This is a genomic window from Burkholderia sp. PAMC 26561, assembly GCF_001557535.2.
GTDB lineage: Bacteria > Pseudomonadota > Gammaproteobacteria > Burkholderiales > Burkholderiaceae > Caballeronia.
Genome location: NZ_CP014306.1, coordinates 1,082,001 through 1,099,816, shown reverse-complemented (window position 1 = coordinate 1,099,816; position 17,816 = coordinate 1,082,001). Strand labels below are relative to the sequence as shown.

Sequence of the window (17,816 nt, the reverse complement as noted above, 5' to 3'; positions counted from 1 at the left end):
ACTGATCCGAGTGTCGATCGCGCTGACCGGTGACCCGAGGAAACCGGCATGCCTGGTCTGGACTCCGCGATCGCTGCGCTAATCGCCAGCCGCACTGACATGCTGTTATCGGCGCTGCTTCCGCAGGGCGGATCGAGCTCGGGGGCGACTGCGCAAACCGGCACGTCGCAACTTCTCGTCGATACCCCGCCGTTCGCCGTTCCCGTTCCGGCAAACGCAGCCAATACGCCGCCGCCGGCTTCCGCGCAGACCGCGCTCAGCGATGTCGCGCGCACGCTGGACGCCATTTCCCGTTTCGGCGGTCAGAACACGCCGCCCATCACAAGCGATACGCCCTTATGGCCGACCGCGCCCCGGCCGGTTCTCGCCGCGAGCGCGTTTGCCACCTTGTCCGGGTCGTTGTTCTCCACGCCGGAGACAACCACCGCTTCTTCTACGACCGCGGTCAATCAAGTCGCGCCGGCCCTGCCGGTTGACGTGCTGGCGTCTGTGCTGGCAAAAACCGTGAGCGAAAGCGGGCTGTTCTACGAAAGTCATATCGTGCAGTGGCTTGCAGGACAACGTTCGCTGGCGTCGCTGAACAATGAACCGCAAGCGCGTGCGGACAACGTGACGGCGAAGCTCCCGTTCGACGTACCGCAACCGCAAACGGATATTCCGGCAGACGTCTGGATCGATGAATCCCTGCTGCCGTCCACTTTTTCCGCCGATCCGCCCGATCCGATGAACCCCGTGCGCCTCGTCCCGATGCCGCTCACGCCGCAGCAGGCCGCGGCGCTGGCGGCGTCGGTACGCGCGGTGCCGCCGAATGTGTTTTCGCCGCCGGGATCAAGATTGGCCGCCGATTCCGCGTCCGCCGCCGATGCAAATACGCATGATCCGGCTGTGCAGGCGTCGATCAACGCGGGCATCCATCCATCGACCATTCCGCTCGTGCGCCAGCAGCTCGATCTGTTCGCGACCAACCAGTTCCGCTGGTCCGGCGAAGCCTGGCCTGGCGCGAAGTTCGAGTGGGAAATCCAGCCGCGTGAGCGCGGCCCACAGGATGGCGCTGCAAATGTGCCCCTCGGCGATGACCGCGCCTGGCACACGCGCGTCACGCTGACCTTGCCGACGCTCGGCAACGTGGATGCGAACCTCGTGCTCACCGGGCAGAAGCTGCTTGTGCGACTCAACGCCAGCGCGGACGGCGCGATCCTGCTTGCCCGCGACGGCGCGCATTTCCAGCAGCAACTCGAAGCCGCCGGCCTGCAGCTCGCCGGCATCACCGTCCGCGCGATGGACCCGCTCGCCGAATCGGCTGGCGTCGTCCCGCCGGGCGACGGCGTGGAGACCGCAACGTGACGCTGCGCAACGATCCGCGCAAGCAAGCCACCGCGCTCACCTACGACACGAAAAAACCTGACGCCGCGCCCCGCGTGGTCGCGAAGGGTTATGGCCTCGTCGCCGAAATGATCGTGCAGCGCGCGAAGGACGCCGGCTTGTACGTGCACGAATCGCCGGACATGGTGTCGCTGCTGATGCAGGTCGATCTCGATGCCCGCATCCCGCCCGCGTTGTATCAGGCGGTGGCGGAACTGCTGGCATGGCTCTACAGGCTGGAAAACGGCATTGAGGAAGGACCGGCGCCGCAAGTCGCGCCGGCCGCCGGAAAGCCGAAGGGATAGGCCTGCTGTCCTGAGTGCTAGGCGGCAAACGCCCGCTCCATGACCGCCGCGAAATCAAAGCGCGCCGGCAACGTGCCGTAGACGCGATTCGTGGTGCGTTGTGCATCGCCGAGACGGGTTTCGATAAAAGCCGCCGCTATTTCCGGCGGCGCGTGCTGCGCGAGCAACACACCCTGCGCCGTCAGCACGAGTTGCTGCGCGATCCGCCGCGCCGACGCCTCGCGCGCAGCCGGCTCGCCCTGAAGCATCCCGAGCAGGGTTTTCAACGCGTCGCGCAACGCCGGATATTCTTGCGCCGCCGCGCGCCACGAATCGAATAACGCGTGCGCGGCTTCGGGTTCACGCTCGATCGCCCGCAGCACGTCGAGACACATCACGTTGCCCGAGCCTTCCCAGATCGAATTCACCGGCGCTTCCCGATAAAACCGCGCCATCGGTCCCGTCTCCACATACCCGTTGCCGCCCCAGACCTCCATTGCTTCGCCGGTGAATTCGAGCGCGCGCTTGCAGACCCAGAACTTCGCGGCCGGCGTCACGATGCGCCGCCACGCGCGCTCCTCCGGCGCCGATGAATTTTCAAACGCGCCCGCGAGCCGCATGAACAGCGTGGTCGCGGCTTCCGATTCCAGTGCGAGATCGGCGAGGACGTTGCGCATCAGCGGTTGATCGGCGAGCTTTGCGCCAAACGCGCTCCTATACCGCGCGTGGTGAATCGCGTGGATCAGCGCGGCGCGCATCAACGCCGCGCTGCCGATCACGCAATCGAGCCGCGTGAAGTTCGCCATCTCGATGATCGTCGGCACCCCGCGTCCTTCGTCGCCGATCATCACGCCATAGGCATTGAGGAATTCCACTTCGCTGCTGACGTTCGAGCGGTTGCCGAGCTTGTCCTTGAGTTGTTGAATCTGCACCGCGTTCCTGGAACCGTCCGGCGTGAAGCGCGGTACGTAAAAGCACGAAATCGGGCCTTTTTCATCGGCGCTTTCGCCGGTCCTCGCGAGCACGAGATGCGCGTCGCATTGCGGCGCGGAGAAAAACCATTTATGCCCGACCAGCCGATATTCAGCGCCTCGCCCGCCCGCGCCGAGCGCCACCGCGTGCGTCCGGTTGCTGCGCACGTCCGAGCCGCCTTGTTTTTCGGTCATGCCCATGCCGATCATCATCGATTGTTTGCCGGCATCGAGCGGGATATCGCGTGGATCGTGTTTGCGCGAAAGCAATTGCGCCTGCAGGCGCGCGTAGAGCGCGGGTTCCTTTTGCAGCACCGGGATGCTCGCGAACGTCATGGTCAGTGGACACAACGATCCGCTTTCGAGTTGCGCGTGGAGAAAATATCCGGCGGCGCGCGCAGCCATGGAACCGGGCCGCGGATGGCCGAACGTGCCTGATTCGAACGGCATTGCGTGAAGGCCTTGTTCACGCAACATAGAAAGCAGCGTATGCCACGCGGGATGAAACTCGATCGCATCGATCCGCTCGCCGCGCGCACTGAATGGATGATGTTCGGGGGTATGCCGGTTGGCCAGATCAGCAAGGGCAAGGACGTCCGGCTGGGTCAGTGCCAAGCCGTCGTGTGTGAGTGCATCGAGATGCCAGCCCGCGCCTTCGCGTTGCAGCGCGGCAACCAGCGCCGCGTCCGTGGTCATCGCGTTGTAGCGCTCGAGCGGCGGCGCCTGGTTCGTGATTTCGTGGGTCTGGCCGCAGGTGGATGGGGTCATCGGTTACCTCCGTCGAAGCGAATATTCTGCTCCTAAAAGCCACGCGCCGGATCGACGCGCTCAAACCAAGAATTCCTGAGAACCGTCTTAAACCGTCTGCCTTGAGGTATTTCCGATTTTATTAGGAAGTCCTTATCTCTTTAAAACCCGAACCTATAATCGCCAATCCCATTTTGGGCGTTTGGCGACATCACGCAGGTAAGGAAAGGCATATCAAATGAGCATCAATGTTATTCAGCTAGTACAGGGCGCTTTGACCGAAAGCGTGTTGCAGCAACTCGCCACGAAACTGGGCGTTGCACCGGAAGCAGCAAAGCGCGTAGTCGGCATGATTGCGCCGGCAATGGTCGGTTCGCTTATGAACAAGGCGTCGTCGCCGGAAGGCGCGCGTGGTTTGTTCGCATCCATCATGTCACCGGATTCGAACGCGAACATCGTGGACATGCTGCCGCAACTCGTGCACGGCGACGGCCTGCAATCGCTGCTGGCGTCGGGAACGCGGCTCGCCACGAGCGTAGCGTCCGAAGATCGCATCAACGGATTGAGCAACGCAGTCGCTGCGAAAACCGGCGTGTCCGTGGGCGCTACGCACGCGCTGGGCGGGATTGTCACGACCGCCATGTTCGGCGTGCTGAAACACTACTTCACACGGTCCGGCGGCAACGTCGGCCAGTTGCCCACGCTGCTCGGCCATCAATTGCCCATGGTCAAGGCAAGCATGTCGGAAGACATCTCCACCGCACTGGGTCTGGGCGGCGCGGGCACCTTCCTGACAGGCGTGGCGGCGCAGTTGAAGGCGGTATCGTCGCATCTGGAGCATCCTTCTACTGCAGGCGGTTCGCCGTCGGTGGTGAATTCATCGCTTGAGAAGATCGTGGTGGAAGAGAAGGCAGCATCGAAGAAATGGTGGTGGCTGGCACTCGCGGCCGCCCTTGCATTGCTGGCGTTGCTGTTTGGCCGTAGCTGCACGACCCAGCAGCCGATGGCAACCGCACCGGCCGAAGCGCCCGTAGTCAACTCGACCCCGGCAGTCGCCGCCCAGCCGGCTTCGGAACCCGCTTCGGCCCCTGCGGCTGTCGCTGCTCCGGTACCGACGAAGGACGCGCTGCTGACGTTCACGGTCGACAAGCTCGGCGCACCGGCCATTGCTGCGACGGTTGGCAGCGAAGAAGAGAAGGCCAAGTTGCTCGCCGCATTGACGGCAAAGTTCGGCGCGGATCATCTGAACGCGACCATCACGGTCGATCCGGAAACCAAGCCGGCCAGCTGGCTCGACAAGCTCGACGGCCTGTTGCCGCTGATGCAATTGCCGGGCGCGGAAGCCAAGTTGTCGGGCGAGAAGATCGAGTTGAGCGGTACGGCTGCGGACGCACGCAACGGCTGGATGGACAAGCTCAAGTCGCTGTTCGGCGCGGGCTTCACCATTGGTACGTTCGACGTCAAGCAAGCGGTTGAAAACGCGAAGGAATCGTTCATGAGCGCGTTCTCGTCGCTGAAGGACGATTGCGCCCCGGCCGATGTCGCCAAGGTGCTGAACCTGCAAGTCATCAACTTCCGTACCGGTTCGGACGTGCCGCCGCAAGACGCACAACTGGCGCTGGCGAAGTCGGCTGAGATGTTGAAGTCGTGCCAGGACACCGGCAAGACGGTCAAGCTGAACATTGGCGGTTACTCGGACAACGTCGGCCTGGCTAGCTCGAACCTGACGCTTTCGAAGAAACGTGCTGAAGCTGTGCGCGCCTTCCTGGTCAAGCACGGTGTTTCCGCCGACGCTCTGACGGCACAGGGTTATGGTGACCAGCACCCGATCGCTGACAACTCGACGGCCAGCGGACGTTTCGCAAACCGCCGTATCGATTTCGCGATTCAAGAGTAATTGTGTGACCGGACGTGGTTGAGTCCGGTTGGCAGATGTAAAAACCCCCGGTCGCGCGTGAGCGCGACCGGGGATTTTGCGTTGTGCCTTGGCTTGAACGTTATCTCGATGAAGCGTCGCGCACGCGCGCCGGGAATCGTGCCGCCGCGCCCTGCAGGAAGTCATCGCCCAGATTCGCCGGCAATGCCTGGCGGGCGACTTCCAGCCACGCGCGTGCCGCGTTCGACAGATATCCGTTGCGCCGCCAGCCAACCGCCATGTCCCAGTGGATTTCCGGATCGACCACGGGACGACAGGTGAACGCGTTGACATCCAGGCGGCGGCAATACGGCGCCGGCAGCAACGCAATGCCAACGCCGGCCTGCACCAACGCTGCCATGAAGTCCCAATGCCCGCTGCGGCTGACAATGGACGGCGTGAACCCCACTTCGCGGCACGCGTTCAACACCAGATCCGACAACGCGAGACTTTCGCCGTAAAAAACGAACGATTCCGATGCCAGATCGGCGAGCGGCACGTCAGTCATCGTGTCCCAGCGCGAACCCTTCTGCGCGACGAGCCACAGCAATTGCCGGCTGACGGGCAGCACATCGAACGTGGCGAGATCCACGGGTTCCAGCACACCGCCGAGTTCCAGTTCACCATCGATCAAAGCAGCCTCGATGGCCTTCGACCCGCGCTCGAACAGCTTCAGCTCCACCTTTGGATAACGCTTTTTAAACGCCGCGATGGCCGGCGTGAACAGCGATCCGCCCATCGGCGGGATTCCGATGGTCAGCGTGCCGCGCCCGAGTTTGCCGAGATCGTTGAGTTCGGCTTCGAGTTGCGCGTGCGCCGCGAGGACTTCGAGTCCGCGCTGATAGACGATCTGGCCGGCGTCGGTGAGGACCATCTGGCGGCTTTCGCGCAATAGCAACGGGGAGCCGATTTCGTCCTCGAGCGACTTCACCATCTTGCTGATGGTCGGCTGCGTGACAAACATCTTTTCCGCAGCCGCGGTGAAGCTTTTCTGCTTCACGACCTCAACGAAATACCGCAACGATCGCAGCTCCATACGCGCCTCTTAGATTCCAAGTTGGAATGCGGTCGATAAGTTTAAGTCATTTTAATTATATTTAGGCGCACGCTATATTCGACTACAGGTTAACCCTTATTTTTATTACGTCACCGCCGCAAGGCCCGTCATGATCGTTCTCGCCGCCATTTTGCCGTTATCAAAATTCGTCACCCGCACTCGGGCGCCGCTTGGCCGGTTCATGCGGATCGCATTGCAGAGCGCCGCACTGGCGGGCATCTGGCTGGTCGCCGATCTCGCCGCGCGCACCTTCCATTTGCCGGTTCCGGGTGGTGTTATCGGTTTGCTGGCGTTGCTCGCGCTGTTGTTTTGCGGCGGGATTGCGCCGCGCTGGGTGAAGGCCGGCGCAGATTGGCTGTTGACGGACATGCTGCTGTTTTTCATTCCCGCCGCGGTGGCTGCCGTCCAGTACGGCGGCCTGTTTCGCGAAGACGGCTGGCGCCTCGCGCTGGTCGTGGTGTTCGGCACGCTCATGGTCATGATCGCGGTGGCATTTGCCGTCGAACAGGCGTCGAAGCTCGAACGCCGCCTGCAACTGCGCCGCATCACGAGCGCCCGCCAGGCCGCGCGCGGCTGAGCCGAGCCCGATGCCACACTTCTACGATTCCCTTTTGTCCGATGACACCGCCGGCCTCATTGCGGCGGGTTGCTTCGTGCTGACCGTGGCGTTGTACTTCGGGTTGAAGCGGCTATACGCCCGATTCCGCCGGCCCTTGCTCACGCCCATGCTGACCGTCCCCGCCGTGCTTGTGGTGATCGTCATGGCTGCGCGCATTCCGTACTCCGTTTATTTCGCCGATACCCGCTGGCTGATGTGGCTGCTCGGCCCGGCCACCGTGGCCTTTGCCGTCCCGATCTACGAGTACAGGCATCTGCTGAAAAAGCATTGGTTGTCGTTATCGGTGGGTGTGACGGTCGGCATTCTGGTGGGCGTCGGCGGGTCGCTGGCGCTGGCGAAGCTGCTGCATTTATCGCCGGAATTGCAGCGCAGCCTGTCTACGCGTTCGGTTTCCACCCCTTTCGCGCTTGCCGTTTCCGACAAACTCCACGCGCCGAAAGACCTCACCGCCTTGTTCGTGATTGCCACCGGCGTGGTGGGCATGCTTTTCGGTGAAATCGTGCTGGCGCTCGTGCCGTTGCGCGCCCGGCTTGCCCGCGGCGCGCTGTTCGGCGCCGCAGCGCATGGGGTGGGCACGGCGAAAGCGCGCGAACTCGGCAACGAAGAGGGCGTCGTGGCCAGTCTGACCATGATGATTTCCGGCGTTGTCATGGTTTTGCTCGCGCCCTTGCTGACTTTCTTGCCCTTTTAATTCCCTCGAATCGCGACAACCGCGTCCTATCCCGATTTGCTACAATCCGAACTCGCTTCGAGGAGCGTTGCGACGGTTTCCATCAGCACCCCGGAAAACTGCCAGGCTCGAAGCATTCAATCGGACGGAGCGACCAGCGCGGTCAGTTATTCAAGCGCTTGTTGAACCACCGCATCGAACGGCGCTCACGTCAAATTTCTATGTTTCCATTTAGAAAGGAGGGCGTGATGAACGCCGCAGTTCTCGATTCAAAAACCAACCAGGATTTCCTCGTCGCCGACATGTCTCTTGCTGCCTGGGGCCGCAAGGAACTGAACATCGCTGAAACGGAAATGCCCGGCCTCATGCAAACGCGTGAGGAGTACAAGACCCAACAGCCGCTGAAGGGCGCACGCATTGCCGGGTCGCTGCACATGACCATCCAGACGGGCGTGCTCATTGAAACGTTGACGGCTCTTGGCGCGGACGTGCGCTGGGCATCGTGCAACATCTTCTCGACGCAGGATCATGCTGCGGCCGCGATTGCCCAGGGCGGCGTGCCGGTGTTCGCATTCAAGGGCGAATCGCTCGACGAATACTGGGAATTCTCCCACCGCATCTTCGAATGGCCGAACGGCGAATTCGCCAACATGATCCTCGACGACGGCGGCGACGCCACGTTGCTGCTGATCCTCGGCTCGAAGGCCGAGAAGGACCGTTCGGTTATCGCCAAGCCGGAAAACGAAGAAGAAGTCGCGCTGTACAAGTCGATTGCGGCCCATCTCGACGTGGATCCGACGTGGTATTCCAAGCGCCTCGTGCACATTCAGGGCGTGACGGAAGAAACGACCACGGGCGTGCATCGTCTGTATCAGATGGAAAAGGAAGGGCGCCTGCCGTTCCCGGCCATCAATGTGAACGATTCGGTCACGAAGTCGAAGTTCGACAACCTGTACGGCTGCCGCGAATCGCTGGTCGACGGCATCAAGCGCGCAACCGACGTGATGATCGCGGGCAAGATCGCGGTCGTCGCAGGTTACGGCGATGTGGGCAAGGGCTGCGCGCAATCGCTGCGCGGTCTGGGCGCGACGGTGTGGGTCACGGAAATCGATCCGATCTGCGCGTTGCAGGCGGCAATGGAAGGGTATCGCGTGGTCACCATGGAATACGCGGCCGACAAAGCCGACATTTTCGTGACGGCGACGGGCAACTTCCACGTGATCGGCCACGACCACATGAAGGCGATGCGCAACAACGCGATCGTCTGCAATATCGGTCACTTCGACTCGGAAATCGACGTTGCTTCCACGCGCCAGTACACGTGGGAAAACATCAAGCCGCAAGTCGATCACATCATTTTCCCCGATGGCAAGCGCGTGATCCTGCTGGCCGAAGGGCGTCTGGTGAACCTGGGTTGTGCAACGGGCCACCCGTCGTTCGTGATGTCGGCATCGTTCACGAACCAGACGATCGCGCAGATCGAATTGTTCGTTCACGGCGACAAGTACGAAAACAAGGTCTATGTCTTGCCGAAGCACCTTGATGAAAAGGTCGCGCGTCTGCATCTGGGGCGTATCGGTGCTGAACTGACCGTGCTGTCCGATTATCAGGCGAACTACATCAGCGTGGACAAGATGGGTCCGTTCAAGCCGAATCACTATCGCTATTAATCGTTAGTCCGCGCATGGGTTCAACTCGCCCATGCGCGTCTGACCTCAAGTTCCAGGAGACCATCGATGTCCGTGTTGCTGACCTGGCTGATCAACGCGCTTGCGTTGTTGATCATCACTTACCTCGTGCCATCGATTCACATCCGCAGTTTCGGCACCGCGCTGATCGTGGCGATCGTGCTTGGACTGATCAATACATTCCTGCGTCCGATCCTGGTGCTGCTCACGTTGCCAGTAACCATTCTCACGCTCGGGCTTTTTATCCTGGTCGTGAATGCGCTGTGCTTCTGGCTGTGCGCTTCCTTGTTGAAGGGCTTCGAGGTATCGGGTTTCTGGTCGGCATTCTTCGGCTCGATTCTGTACAGCATCGTGTCCTGGCTGCTGTCCGCGCTGATTCTTGGTCAGCGCAGTTTCGGGTAACGCGTCAGTTTCGCGCGCCCGTTTAAATTTCATCATGAAACCGATCGAACTCTCATTCGAGTTCTTCCCGCCGAAGACGCTGGAAGGAATCGAGAAATTGCGCGCCACCGGCGCGCAGCTCAAGACGCTCAATCCGAAGTTCGTCTCCGTGACGTTCGGCGCGGGTGGTTCCACGCAGCAAGGCACGCTCGATACCGTCCTCGAAATGATGAAGCAGGGACTCGAGGCGGCGCCGCATTTGTCGTGCATCGGGTCATCGAAGGATAGTCTTCGCGGGATTCTCGGCGGGTATCGCGAGCACGGTATCCGGCACATTGTCGCGTTGCGCGGCGACTTGCCCTCGGGCATGGGCGAAGTCGGCGAGTTGCGATATGCGTCGGAACTCGTGAGCTTCATTCGCGCCGAGCATGGGGACTGGTTCAACATCGAAGTCGCCGCTTATCCGGAATACCATCCGCAGGCGCGCTCGCCGAAATCCGATCTGGATAACTTCGTGCGCAAGGTGCAAGCGGGCGCGAATTCGGCGATCACGCAGTACTTCTTCAACGCGGACGCGTATTTCCGTTTCGTCGATGACGCCCGCAAGCTGGGCGTGGATGTTCCTATCGTGCCGGGCATCATGCCGATCACGAATTTCTCGCAGTTGATGCGTTTCTCGGAGATGTGCGGCGCGGAAGTGCCGAAGTGGATTGCACGCCGCCTGGAAAGCTTCGGCGACGATAAAGAATCCATCCGCGCTTTCGGACTGGATGTGGTGACGGGTTTGTGCGAACGGCTGGTGAAGGAAGGCGCGCCCGGGCTGCATTTTTATACGCTGAACGGCGCGGCTGCGAGCAAGACGATTTGGGAGCGGTTGAAGCTGCAGGGACGGTAGAAATCAAGTATTACCCGCGCGACGTTCGTCGCGCGGTTCTCCAGATTGTTCGCTTGCATCCAATCACATCGAAACATTGTGCATAACGAAACATGATGCACTTTCGCTTTCACCGTCACTGCCACCAAAATTGTTAACTTAACCTGGCCGGTTCTTCGTGCTACGGTAGCGCCCGAATTCGCCGCGGCGCTATATTTCGGCGATATTGCGCATTCCAATAAAAACGCGCCAAATCGTCAGAAATCCTCGAATACCTTGGGGTAAACAAGCAAAACGCGGCCTTTTCAGTCATTTACCCGATACGCCGGAAACTCGTGCTGAGGCAAATTCCCATAAGGAATTTCGTCGCCTTGTTCCCCCCGGCAAAGCTCAGTAATATCGCGCTACGCCGGTTTTAGCCGGCACAAGACCTGGAGGAAACATGAAGAAAATTGGCCTGTTGCGAGCTGCCCATCTGTCGATGGCCGTCAGCGTCGCCATCGCGGCATCGCTCGTGACCGCGAGCGTCGCTCATGCGGCACCCATTCCCAACAAAACGCTCGTGTACTGCTCGGAAGGCAGCCCGGCCGGTTTCGATCCCGCCCAATACACCACGGGCACCGATTTCACTGCTAACACGTTCACGGTGTTCAACCGCCTCGTGGAATTCGAGCGTGGCAGCACGAAAGTGGAGCCGGGCCTCGCGGAAAAATGGGATGTGTCGGCTGATGGCCTGACCTACACATTCCACCTGCGCCACGGCGTGAAGTTCCAGACCACGTCGTTCTTCAAGCCGACGCGCGAATTCAACGCGGACGACGTGCTTTTCACGTTCAACCGCATGCTCGACCCGAACCAGCCGTTCCGCAAGGCGTATCCGGCATCGTTCCCGTATTTCACGGACATGGGACTCGACAAGCTGATCACGAAGATCGAAAAGGTCGATCCGTACACGGTCAAGTTCACGCTGAAAGAAGTGAATGCTCCGTTCATCCAGAATATGGCGATGGAATATGCATCGATTCAATCGGATGAATATGGCCAGCAATTGCTGAAAGCGGGCAAGGCATCGGATATCAATCAGCAGCCGGTCGGCACAGGCCCGTTTATTTTCCGCAGCTATACGAAAGACGCGACCATCCGTTTCGACGGCAATCCTGATTACTGGAAAGCGGGCGCGGTCAAAATCTCGAAGTTGATTTTCTCGATCACGCCGGACGCCGCCGTTCGCGTGCAAAAGCTGAAAAGCAACGAATGCCAGGTCATGAGCTATCCGCGTCCGGCTGACATCGCGCCGCTGAAAGCCGATACCAATCTCGACACGCCTTCCTCGGCCGGTTTCAACGAAGGTTACGTGGCCTACAACGTGACCAAGAAGAACGTCGACAACGTCGATGTCCGCCGCGCGCTGGACATGGCGATCAACAAGAAAGCGATCATCGAATCGGTGTATCAGGGCGCAGGACAAGCCGCGATCGCCCCGATGCCGCCGACCCAGTGGTCCTATGACAAGAACCTGAAGATCGCGTCCTACGACACCGCCAAAGCCAAGGCGCTGCTCTCGAAGGCCGGTTTCCCGAATGGCTTCGAGATCACGTTGTGGGCCATGCCGGTCCAGCGTCCGTACAACCCGAACGCGCGCTTGATGGCCGAGATGATCCAGGCTGACTGGGCGAAGATCGGTGTGAAGGCGAACATCGTGTCGTACGAGTGGGGCGAGTACATCAAGCGCGCTCACGCGGGCGAACACGACGCCATGCTGATCGGCTGGACGGGCGACAATGGCGATCCGGACAACTGGCTCGGCACGCTGCTCGGTTGCGACGCTGTCAACGGCAGCAACTTCTCGCACTGGTGCTACAAGCCGTTCAACGACCTGGTGATCAAGGGCCGCAATACGTCCGATCAGGCGCAGCGCACGCAGGCTTACATGCAGGCGCAGCAGATTTTCGCTGATCAACTGCCCTTCTCGCCGATCGCTCACTCGACCGTTTATCAACCGACGAGCAAGAAGGTCACGGGCATGAAGATCGAGCCGCTGGGTTACTTGCGCTTTGACGGCGTGGGCATGCAGTAAGCTTCGCGCGGTACGCTTCTTGCACGAAAAACATAACTAGTCGAAAAGGTCCGGCGACAAGGGTCACAAGCCCGCGTCGCCGGTCGCATTTTTCCTCCCCAAAGAGACGAACCATGTTCCGATTCGTTTTGCGACGCATAGGCATGGTGATCCCGACGTTCATCGGCATCACGATCCTTGCCTTCGCACTCATCCACCTGATCCCGGGCGATCCCATTGAAGTCATGATGGGCGAGCGCGGCGTGGACCCGGCAATGCACGCCGAAGCCATGAAGCGGCTCGGGCTCGACCTGCCGCTTCCTGTTCAATATTTCCACTATGTCGGACACGCGCTGAAAGGCGACCTCGGCATGTCGATCATCACCAACACCAGCGTGATGGGCGAATTCCTCGGCCGCTTTCCCGCGACCCTGGAACTCGCTTTCTGCGCGATGATCTTCGCGCTAGTGGTGGGTTTGCCCGCCGGCGTCGCGGCTGCGTTGAAACGCGGCACGATTGTCGATCACGGCGTGATGGGCACCGCGCTCACCGGTTATTCCATGCCGATTTTCTGGTGGGGCTTGATCCTCATCATGTTCTTCTCGGCGAAGCTCGGCTGGACGCCGGTTTCCGGGCGTATCGCGGTGGAGTACGACATTCCGCACCGCACGGGCTTCATGCTGTGGGACGCACTTTTCTCCGACGACGAAGGCGCGTTCAAGTCCGCCGTCAGCCACCTGATCCTGCCGACCATTGTGCTGGGCACCATTCCGCTGGCGGTGATCGCGCGGATGACGCGTTCATCGATGCTCGAGGTCTTGCGCGAGGACTACATTCGCACGGCGCGCGCCAAGGGGCTTGCACCCGGACGCGTGGTGATTGTGCATGCGCTGCGCAACGCGCTGATTCCCGTGGTCACCGTGATCGGCCTGCAAGTCGGCACGCTGCTCGCGGGCGCCGTGCTGACCGAGACCCTGTTCTCGTGGCCGGGGGTTGGAAAGTGGCTGATCGATGCCATCAGCCGCCGCGATTATCCTGTCGTGCAGGGCGGTATCCTGATGATCGCGACGCTCGTCATTCTCGTGAATCTAATCGTCGACTTGTTGTACGGCGTGCTGAATCCGCGCATTCGCCATACGAGGTAAGCCGATGGCCGATATCCAAAACAATCCTGGCGCGCTGGCGCCGATCCCCGGCGGCCGCTTTCTGGCGGGCCGCGAATTCTGGGCCAACTTCTCGCGCAACCGTGGCGCGGTCGTGGCCGGCGCGATCGTGCTGATCCTGATCTTCGTCGCGATCTTCGCGCCGTTGATCGCGCCGCACAGTCCTATCGAGCAGTATCGCGACAACGTCAAGATCCCACCCGCGTGGCTGGATGGCGGTAACTGGCGTTTTGTCCTCGGCACCGACGAAGCCGGCCGCGACATCCTCTCGCGCCTGATGTACGGCGCGCGGTTGTCGTTCTGGATCGGCTTTGTCTCGGTCGTGCTCGCGCTGATTCCGGGCGTCGTGCTCGGGTTGATCGCAGCGTTTTTCCAGAAATGGGCCGATACCCCCATCATGCGCATCATGGACGTGCTGCTCGCGCTGCCTTCGTTGTTGCTGGCAGTTGCGGTGGTCGCGATCATCGGACCGGGGCTGGTCAATACGATGCTTGCCATCGCGATCGTCGCGTTGCCGGGTTATGTTCGATTGACGCGTGCTGCGGCGCTCGGTGAATTGCAGCGCGAATATGTGACGGCGTCACGCGTGGCCGGCGCCGGCACCGTGCGGCTGATGTTCTCGCAAGTGTTGCCCAACTGCGCTGCGCCGCTGATCGTGCAGGCCACGCTGGGGTTTTCCTCCGCGATTCTCGATGCCGCCGCGCTCGGCTTTCTTGGCCTCGGCGTTCAGCCTCCGGCGGCGGAGTGGGGCGCGATGTTGGCGTCCGCGCGGGATTACATCGAAAGTGCGTGGTGGATCGTGACCATGCCCGGGCTGTCCATCCTGATTTCGGTGCTCGTCATCAATCTGCTCGGCGACGGTCTGCGCGACGCGCTCGACCCCAAACTCAAGCGGATGGCGTGATATGGACGATCTCCTTACTATCCGCAATCTGGCGGTCAGCTTCAACGGCCTGCCCGCTGTCGATCGGATCGATATCTCCGTCAAACCCGGCGAAGTGGTCGGGGTCGTCGGCGAATCCGGTTCCGGCAAAAGCGTCACGATGATGGCCCTGATGGGCTTGATCGACGCGCCCGGAATCGTCACCGCCGATCAGGTCACGTTCAACGGCATCGACTTGTTGAAGGCCTCGGCGCGGCAACGCAGGAAGATCATCGGCAAGGACATCGCGATGGTTTTCCAGGACGCGCTCTCCAGTCTGAATCCAAGCTATACGGTCGGTTATCAGATCAAGGAAGTTCTCCGGCTCCACGAAGGTTTGCGAGGATCGAAGCTGCATCAGCGCACCCTGGAATTGCTCGATCAGGTTGGGATTCCGGATGCAAAAAGCCGCATCGATGCCTTCCCGCACCAGATGTCGGGCGGCATGAACCAGCGCGTGATGATCGCGATGGCGGTTGCGTGCAACCCGAAGCTCCTGATCGCCGATGAACCCACGACCGCGCTCGACGTCACCATCCAGGCGCAGATCATGGAGTTGCTCGTGAAGCTGCAGAAGGAGCGCGGCATGGCGCTCGTGCTGATCTCGCACGATCTCGCGGTCGTGTCGGAAGTCGCGCAGCGCGTGGCCGTGATGTACGCGGGCGAGGTTATCGAAACGAATCACGTGCCGACGATCTTCAGCGAGCCGCATCATCCCTACACGGAAGCATTGCTGGCCGCGATCCCTGAACACAGCCGCGGGGCGGAGCGTCTTGCCGCGTTGCCGGGCATGGTGCCGGGCCGCGATGACCGTCCGGTCGGATGTCTTTTCGCGCCGCGCTGCAAATACGCCGTCGATGATTGCCGCAAGGCCCGTCCGGCGCTCTTTCAACTCGCCCCGAACGACCCGGCTGTCCGCGCGCGCTGCATCAAGCCGCTGAACCTTGAACTCGTGGCAGAACACGGAGGCGCGCAATGAACGCAGTTCCTCAAGTAGCGACTCAAGATACGGTTCTCGTCGCCGATAAACTCACCAGGCACTACAGCGTCAAGCGCAGCATGTTCGCGCAAGGCACGGTGAAGGCGCTGAACGGCGTGTCGTTTTCGCTTCAGCGCGGCAAGACGCTTGCCGTGGTGGGCGAATCCGGTTGCGGCAAATCGACGCTGGCGCGTCAGTTGACGATGATCGAAGCGCCGACGTCGGGACGATTGTTGATCGATGGCGAAGATGTGGCGGATGCGAACCGCGCGAAGATCGCCGACTTGCGGCAACGCGTGCAGATGGTGTTCCAAAATCCGTTTGCGTCGCTGAATCCGCGCAAGACGGTCGAGCAGACGCTCGGCGAACCGCTCGCGATCAACACGAAGTTGTCCGCGAACGAGCGCGCCGAGCGCATTGCGCACATGATGCGCACCGTCGGTCTGCGGCCGGAACATGCGGCGCGGTATCCGCATATGTTCTCGGGCGGTCAGCGGCAGCGTGTGGCGATCGCGCGTGCGATGATTCTCGACCCGCAGATTCTCGTCGCCGATGAACCCGTGTCCGCGCTGGATGTATCGATCCAGGCGCAGATCCTGAACCTGTTCATGGACCTGCAACAGCAGTTCGGGACGAGCTATGTGTTCATCTCGCACAACTTGTCGGTGGTGGAACATATCGCCGACGACGTCATGGTGATGTATTTTGGCGGTGTTGCCGAACTTGGGGACAAAGCAACCATCTACGCGCGGCCGCGGCATCCGTACACGCGCGCGCTGATGTCGGCGACACCTGCCTTGTTCGAAGAAGACCGGCGCATCAAGATCCGGCTGCAAGGCGAAATGCCGTCGCCGCTGAACCCTCCATCAGGTTGCACATTTCATCAGCGCTGCCCGTATGCAATCGATAAATGCCGCGTGGAAGAACCGGCGCTGCGTTTCGTTGATGGGCGGCACGTCTCGTGTCACCGCGCCGAGGAGGTCGGGGAGATCGATGCCTGACACAACGGCGGCGCGGCAGGTTGCGCGCCGTTTCGCTGTTTCCGTGGTTTTTGTCGCTGCTTCATTCGTCTCGGCGCCGGTGGCCTTTGCGCTGACCGGCGTGGCGTCGCCGCCTGCGCCATCGGCGGCGCCTTCTGCATCATTGCCAGGTTTGAGCGTGCCGTCGCCGCGCCCAACAGCGCCCGACATCACCGATCGGACCGACGGCACCACCGCCAGCGGCCCCGTCCGGGCGCAACCGGCGCATATGCCGTTCTACGTCGCCACGCGCGGCCAGACCACCATCTATTTGCTTGGCACGCTGCACGTGGGTTATCCGGACGACTACCCGGCGAGCATGCCGTTTCGCGCGCCGATCCTTGGTGCGCTGGATGCATCGCCCACGCTGGCGCTCGAAATTTCCCCCGATGACCTGCTGGTATCGCAGGATGAAGTCAGCAAGTACGGCACGTGCCGGGTGCCTTGCCTGCAGCGCGCGCTCCCCGATGCGCTGTGGAAACGCCTGGAAGCGCGCTTGCGCAGCAACCCCGCCATGCTCGACGATATCAGCCGGTCGCGGCCCTGGCTTGCATCGATGCTCGTTGAGACAGTCGATACGATCAAGGCCGGGTTTCAGACTGAATATGGTTCCGAGGTGCAATTGCAGAATGTGTATTTGCGGCCGCGCGGACGGGTGGTTGGGCTGGAGACGATCAGCGAGCAGATATCGGCGTTCACGCGGCTGACGCAGGCGCAGCAGCGGGAGATGCTTGAGCAGGATCTGGTGCAGACCCCGGCTGAGAATATTGCCGATGTAAAGGAGTTGCATCGGTTATGGCGGATTGGCGATGCCGATGCGCTGAAGGCCTGGGACGATGCCAAGACCGAAAAGATCGCACGGTCGAAGGTGCTGGCCGCTCAGATCGATAACCGCGTGGTTTATGACCGGAATTATCGGTTTGTGGCGCGGACGGTTTTGTTGGCGGCGCCGAACAGGCCGATTTTTGTGGCTATCGGGGCGTTGCACTTAGGGGGGAAGCGGGGGGTGCTGGCGTTGCTTAGGAAGCGCGGGTTTGTGGTCGAACCGGCCTAGGGCGGGGCGTTTGCGCTTGATCGGGGGGCGGTGGTCGGGGTTGGTGCTGGGTTGT

Annotated in this window: 16 protein-coding genes and 1 riboswitch; of the genes, 14 read left to right on the top strand and 2 right to left on the bottom strand. The window is 61.2% G+C overall.

Annotated elements, in window-relative coordinates:
• Nucleotides 1-48 precede the first annotated feature (48 nt).
• Both fliK and AXG89_RS05240 read left to right on the top strand, forming a co-directional pair.
• Complete coding sequence (fliK, locus tag AXG89_RS05245) at nt 49-1,344, top strand: flagellar hook-length control protein FliK (protein WP_062168345.1); 1,296 nt, start codon at nt 49-51, stop codon at nt 1,342-1,344.
• Between the two features lie 2 nt (nt 1,345-1,346).
• Nucleotides 1,347-1,667, top strand: a complete 321-nt coding sequence (locus AXG89_RS05240; RefSeq protein WP_372237079.1) for an EscU/YscU/HrcU family type III secretion system export apparatus switch protein — start codon at nt 1,347-1,349, stop codon at nt 1,665-1,667.
• A 17-nt stretch (nt 1,668-1,684) separates the two neighbouring features.
• On the opposite strand, the gene AXG89_RS05235 is transcribed toward AXG89_RS05240, so the two are convergent.
• Nucleotides 1,685-3,385, bottom strand: a complete 1,701-nt coding sequence (locus AXG89_RS05235; RefSeq protein WP_062168343.1) for an isovaleryl-CoA dehydrogenase — start codon at nt 3,383-3,385, stop codon at nt 1,685-1,687.
• Nucleotides 3,386-3,602: 217 nt separating this feature from the next.
• Here AXG89_RS05235 and AXG89_RS05230 point away from each other — a divergent pair, with 217 nt between their 5' ends.
• Complete coding sequence (locus AXG89_RS05230; protein WP_062168341.1) at nt 3,603-5,261, top strand: OmpA family protein; 1,659 nt, start codon at nt 3,603-3,605, stop codon at nt 5,259-5,261.
• 100 nt (nt 5,262-5,361) lie between these two features.
• Here AXG89_RS05230 and AXG89_RS05225 read toward each other — a convergent pair whose 3' ends face one another.
• Nucleotides 5,362-6,315 (bottom strand): LysR family transcriptional regulator, encoded by a 954-nt coding sequence (locus AXG89_RS05225; protein WP_062000613.1) that lies wholly within the window; start codon nt 6,313-6,315, stop codon nt 5,362-5,364.
• A 130-nt stretch (nt 6,316-6,445) separates the two neighbouring features.
• Here AXG89_RS05225 and AXG89_RS05220 point away from each other — a divergent pair, with 130 nt between their 5' ends.
• The 11 genes from AXG89_RS05220 to AXG89_RS05170 all read left to right on the top strand — a co-directional run bounded on the left by AXG89_RS05220 (nt 6,446) and on the right by AXG89_RS05170 (nt 17,761).
• Nucleotides 6,446-6,913, top strand: coding sequence for a CidA/LrgA family protein (locus tag AXG89_RS05220; RefSeq protein ID WP_062168339.1), 468 nt, complete (start codon nt 6,446-6,448; stop codon nt 6,911-6,913).
• A 10-nt stretch (nt 6,914-6,923) separates the two neighbouring features.
• Nucleotides 6,924-7,646: an LrgB family protein gene (locus AXG89_RS05215; protein ID WP_062168337.1), complete on the top strand. Its 723-nt coding sequence runs from the start codon at nt 6,924-6,926 to the stop codon at nt 7,644-7,646.
• Between the two features lie 53 nt (nt 7,647-7,699).
• Nucleotides 7,700-7,840, top strand: a riboswitch (S-adenosyl-L-homocysteine riboswitch).
• Between the two features lie 33 nt (nt 7,841-7,873).
• Complete coding sequence (gene ahcY / locus AXG89_RS05210) at nt 7,874-9,295, top strand: adenosylhomocysteinase (protein ID WP_062168335.1); 1,422 nt, start codon at nt 7,874-7,876, stop codon at nt 9,293-9,295.
• A gap of 66 nt (nt 9,296-9,361) precedes the next feature.
• Nucleotides 9,362-9,715, top strand: coding sequence for a phage holin family protein (locus AXG89_RS05205; protein ID WP_060817653.1), 354 nt, complete (start codon nt 9,362-9,364; stop codon nt 9,713-9,715).
• A gap of 34 nt (nt 9,716-9,749) precedes the next feature.
• Nucleotides 9,750-10,589 carry a methylenetetrahydrofolate reductase [NAD(P)H] gene (metF, locus tag AXG89_RS05200; RefSeq protein ID WP_062168333.1) on the top strand — a complete coding sequence of 280 codons (840 nt, stop codon included), beginning with the start codon at nt 9,750-9,752 and terminating at the stop codon, nt 10,587-10,589.
• A gap of 421 nt (nt 10,590-11,010) precedes the next feature.
• A complete protein-coding gene (locus AXG89_RS05195; protein ID WP_062168331.1) occupies nt 11,011-12,645 on the top strand; it encodes an ABC transporter substrate-binding protein in 1,635 nt (544 codons plus the stop codon).
• 113 nt (nt 12,646-12,758) lie between these two features.
• The gene (locus tag AXG89_RS05190) at nt 12,759-13,769 is read left to right on the top strand and encodes an ABC transporter permease subunit (RefSeq protein WP_062000607.1); all 1,011 of its coding nucleotides are present in this window, start codon (nt 12,759-12,761) and stop codon (nt 13,767-13,769) included.
• Nucleotides 13,770-13,773: 4 nt separating this feature from the next.
• Nucleotides 13,774-14,691: an ABC transporter permease subunit gene (locus tag AXG89_RS05185; RefSeq protein WP_062000606.1), complete on the top strand. Its 918-nt coding sequence runs from the start codon at nt 13,774-13,776 to the stop codon at nt 14,689-14,691.
• Nucleotide 14,692: 1 nt separating this feature from the next.
• Complete coding sequence (locus tag AXG89_RS05180) at nt 14,693-15,688, top strand: ABC transporter ATP-binding protein (protein WP_062000605.1); 996 nt, start codon at nt 14,693-14,695, stop codon at nt 15,686-15,688.
• Nucleotides 15,685-16,689 carry a peptide ABC transporter ATP-binding protein gene (locus AXG89_RS05175; RefSeq protein ID WP_062000604.1) on the top strand — a complete coding sequence of 335 codons (1,005 nt, stop codon included), beginning with the start codon at nt 15,685-15,687 and terminating at the stop codon, nt 16,687-16,689. Before AXG89_RS05180 ends, AXG89_RS05175 begins: the two co-directional genes overlap by 4 nt.
• Nucleotides 16,682-17,761: a TraB/GumN family protein gene (locus tag AXG89_RS05170; protein WP_075357355.1), complete on the top strand. Its 1,080-nt coding sequence runs from the start codon at nt 16,682-16,684 to the stop codon at nt 17,759-17,761. Before AXG89_RS05175 ends, AXG89_RS05170 begins: the two co-directional genes overlap by 8 nt.
• Nucleotides 17,762-17,816: the final 55 nt, after the last annotated feature.

What these genes read in the sequence shown, in the direction of transcription:
- AXG89_RS05195 (WP_062168331.1), top strand. Translation starts at nt 11,011, where the DNA reads ATGAAGAAAATTGGCCTGTTGCGAGCTGCCCATCTGTCGATGGCCGTC.
- AXG89_RS05230 (WP_062168341.1), top strand. Translation starts at nt 3,603, where the DNA reads ATGAGCATCAATGTTATTCAGCTAGTACAGGGCGCTTTGACCGAAAGC.
- AXG89_RS05175 (WP_062000604.1), top strand. Translation starts at nt 15,685, where the DNA reads ATGAACGCAGTTCCTCAAGTAGCGACTCAAGATACGGTTCTCGTCGCC.
- AXG89_RS05170 (WP_075357355.1), top strand. Translation starts at nt 16,682, where the DNA reads ATGCCTGACACAACGGCGGCGCGGCAGGTTGCGCGCCGTTTCGCTGTT.
- AXG89_RS05235 (WP_062168343.1), bottom strand. Translation starts at nt 3,385, where the DNA reads ATGACCCCATCCACCTGCGGCCAGACCCACGAAATCACGAACCAGGCG.
- AXG89_RS05185 (WP_062000606.1), top strand. Translation starts at nt 13,774, where the DNA reads ATGGCCGATATCCAAAACAATCCTGGCGCGCTGGCGCCGATCCCCGGC.
- AXG89_RS05220 (WP_062168339.1), top strand. Translation starts at nt 6,446, where the DNA reads ATGATCGTTCTCGCCGCCATTTTGCCGTTATCAAAATTCGTCACCCGC.
- AXG89_RS05225 (WP_062000613.1), bottom strand. Translation starts at nt 6,315, where the DNA reads ATGGAGCTGCGATCGTTGCGGTATTTCGTTGAGGTCGTGAAGCAGAAA.
- metF (WP_062168333.1), top strand. Translation starts at nt 9,750, where the DNA reads ATGAAACCGATCGAACTCTCATTCGAGTTCTTCCCGCCGAAGACGCTG.
- AXG89_RS05180 (WP_062000605.1), top strand. Translation starts at nt 14,693, where the DNA reads ATGGACGATCTCCTTACTATCCGCAATCTGGCGGTCAGCTTCAACGGC.
- AXG89_RS05215 (WP_062168337.1), top strand. Translation starts at nt 6,924, where the DNA reads ATGCCACACTTCTACGATTCCCTTTTGTCCGATGACACCGCCGGCCTC.
- AXG89_RS05205 (WP_060817653.1), top strand. Translation starts at nt 9,362, where the DNA reads ATGTCCGTGTTGCTGACCTGGCTGATCAACGCGCTTGCGTTGTTGATC.
- ahcY (WP_062168335.1), top strand. Translation starts at nt 7,874, where the DNA reads ATGAACGCCGCAGTTCTCGATTCAAAAACCAACCAGGATTTCCTCGTC.
- AXG89_RS05190 (WP_062000607.1), top strand. Translation starts at nt 12,759, where the DNA reads ATGTTCCGATTCGTTTTGCGACGCATAGGCATGGTGATCCCGACGTTC.
- fliK (WP_062168345.1), top strand. Translation starts at nt 49, where the DNA reads ATGCCTGGTCTGGACTCCGCGATCGCTGCGCTAATCGCCAGCCGCACT.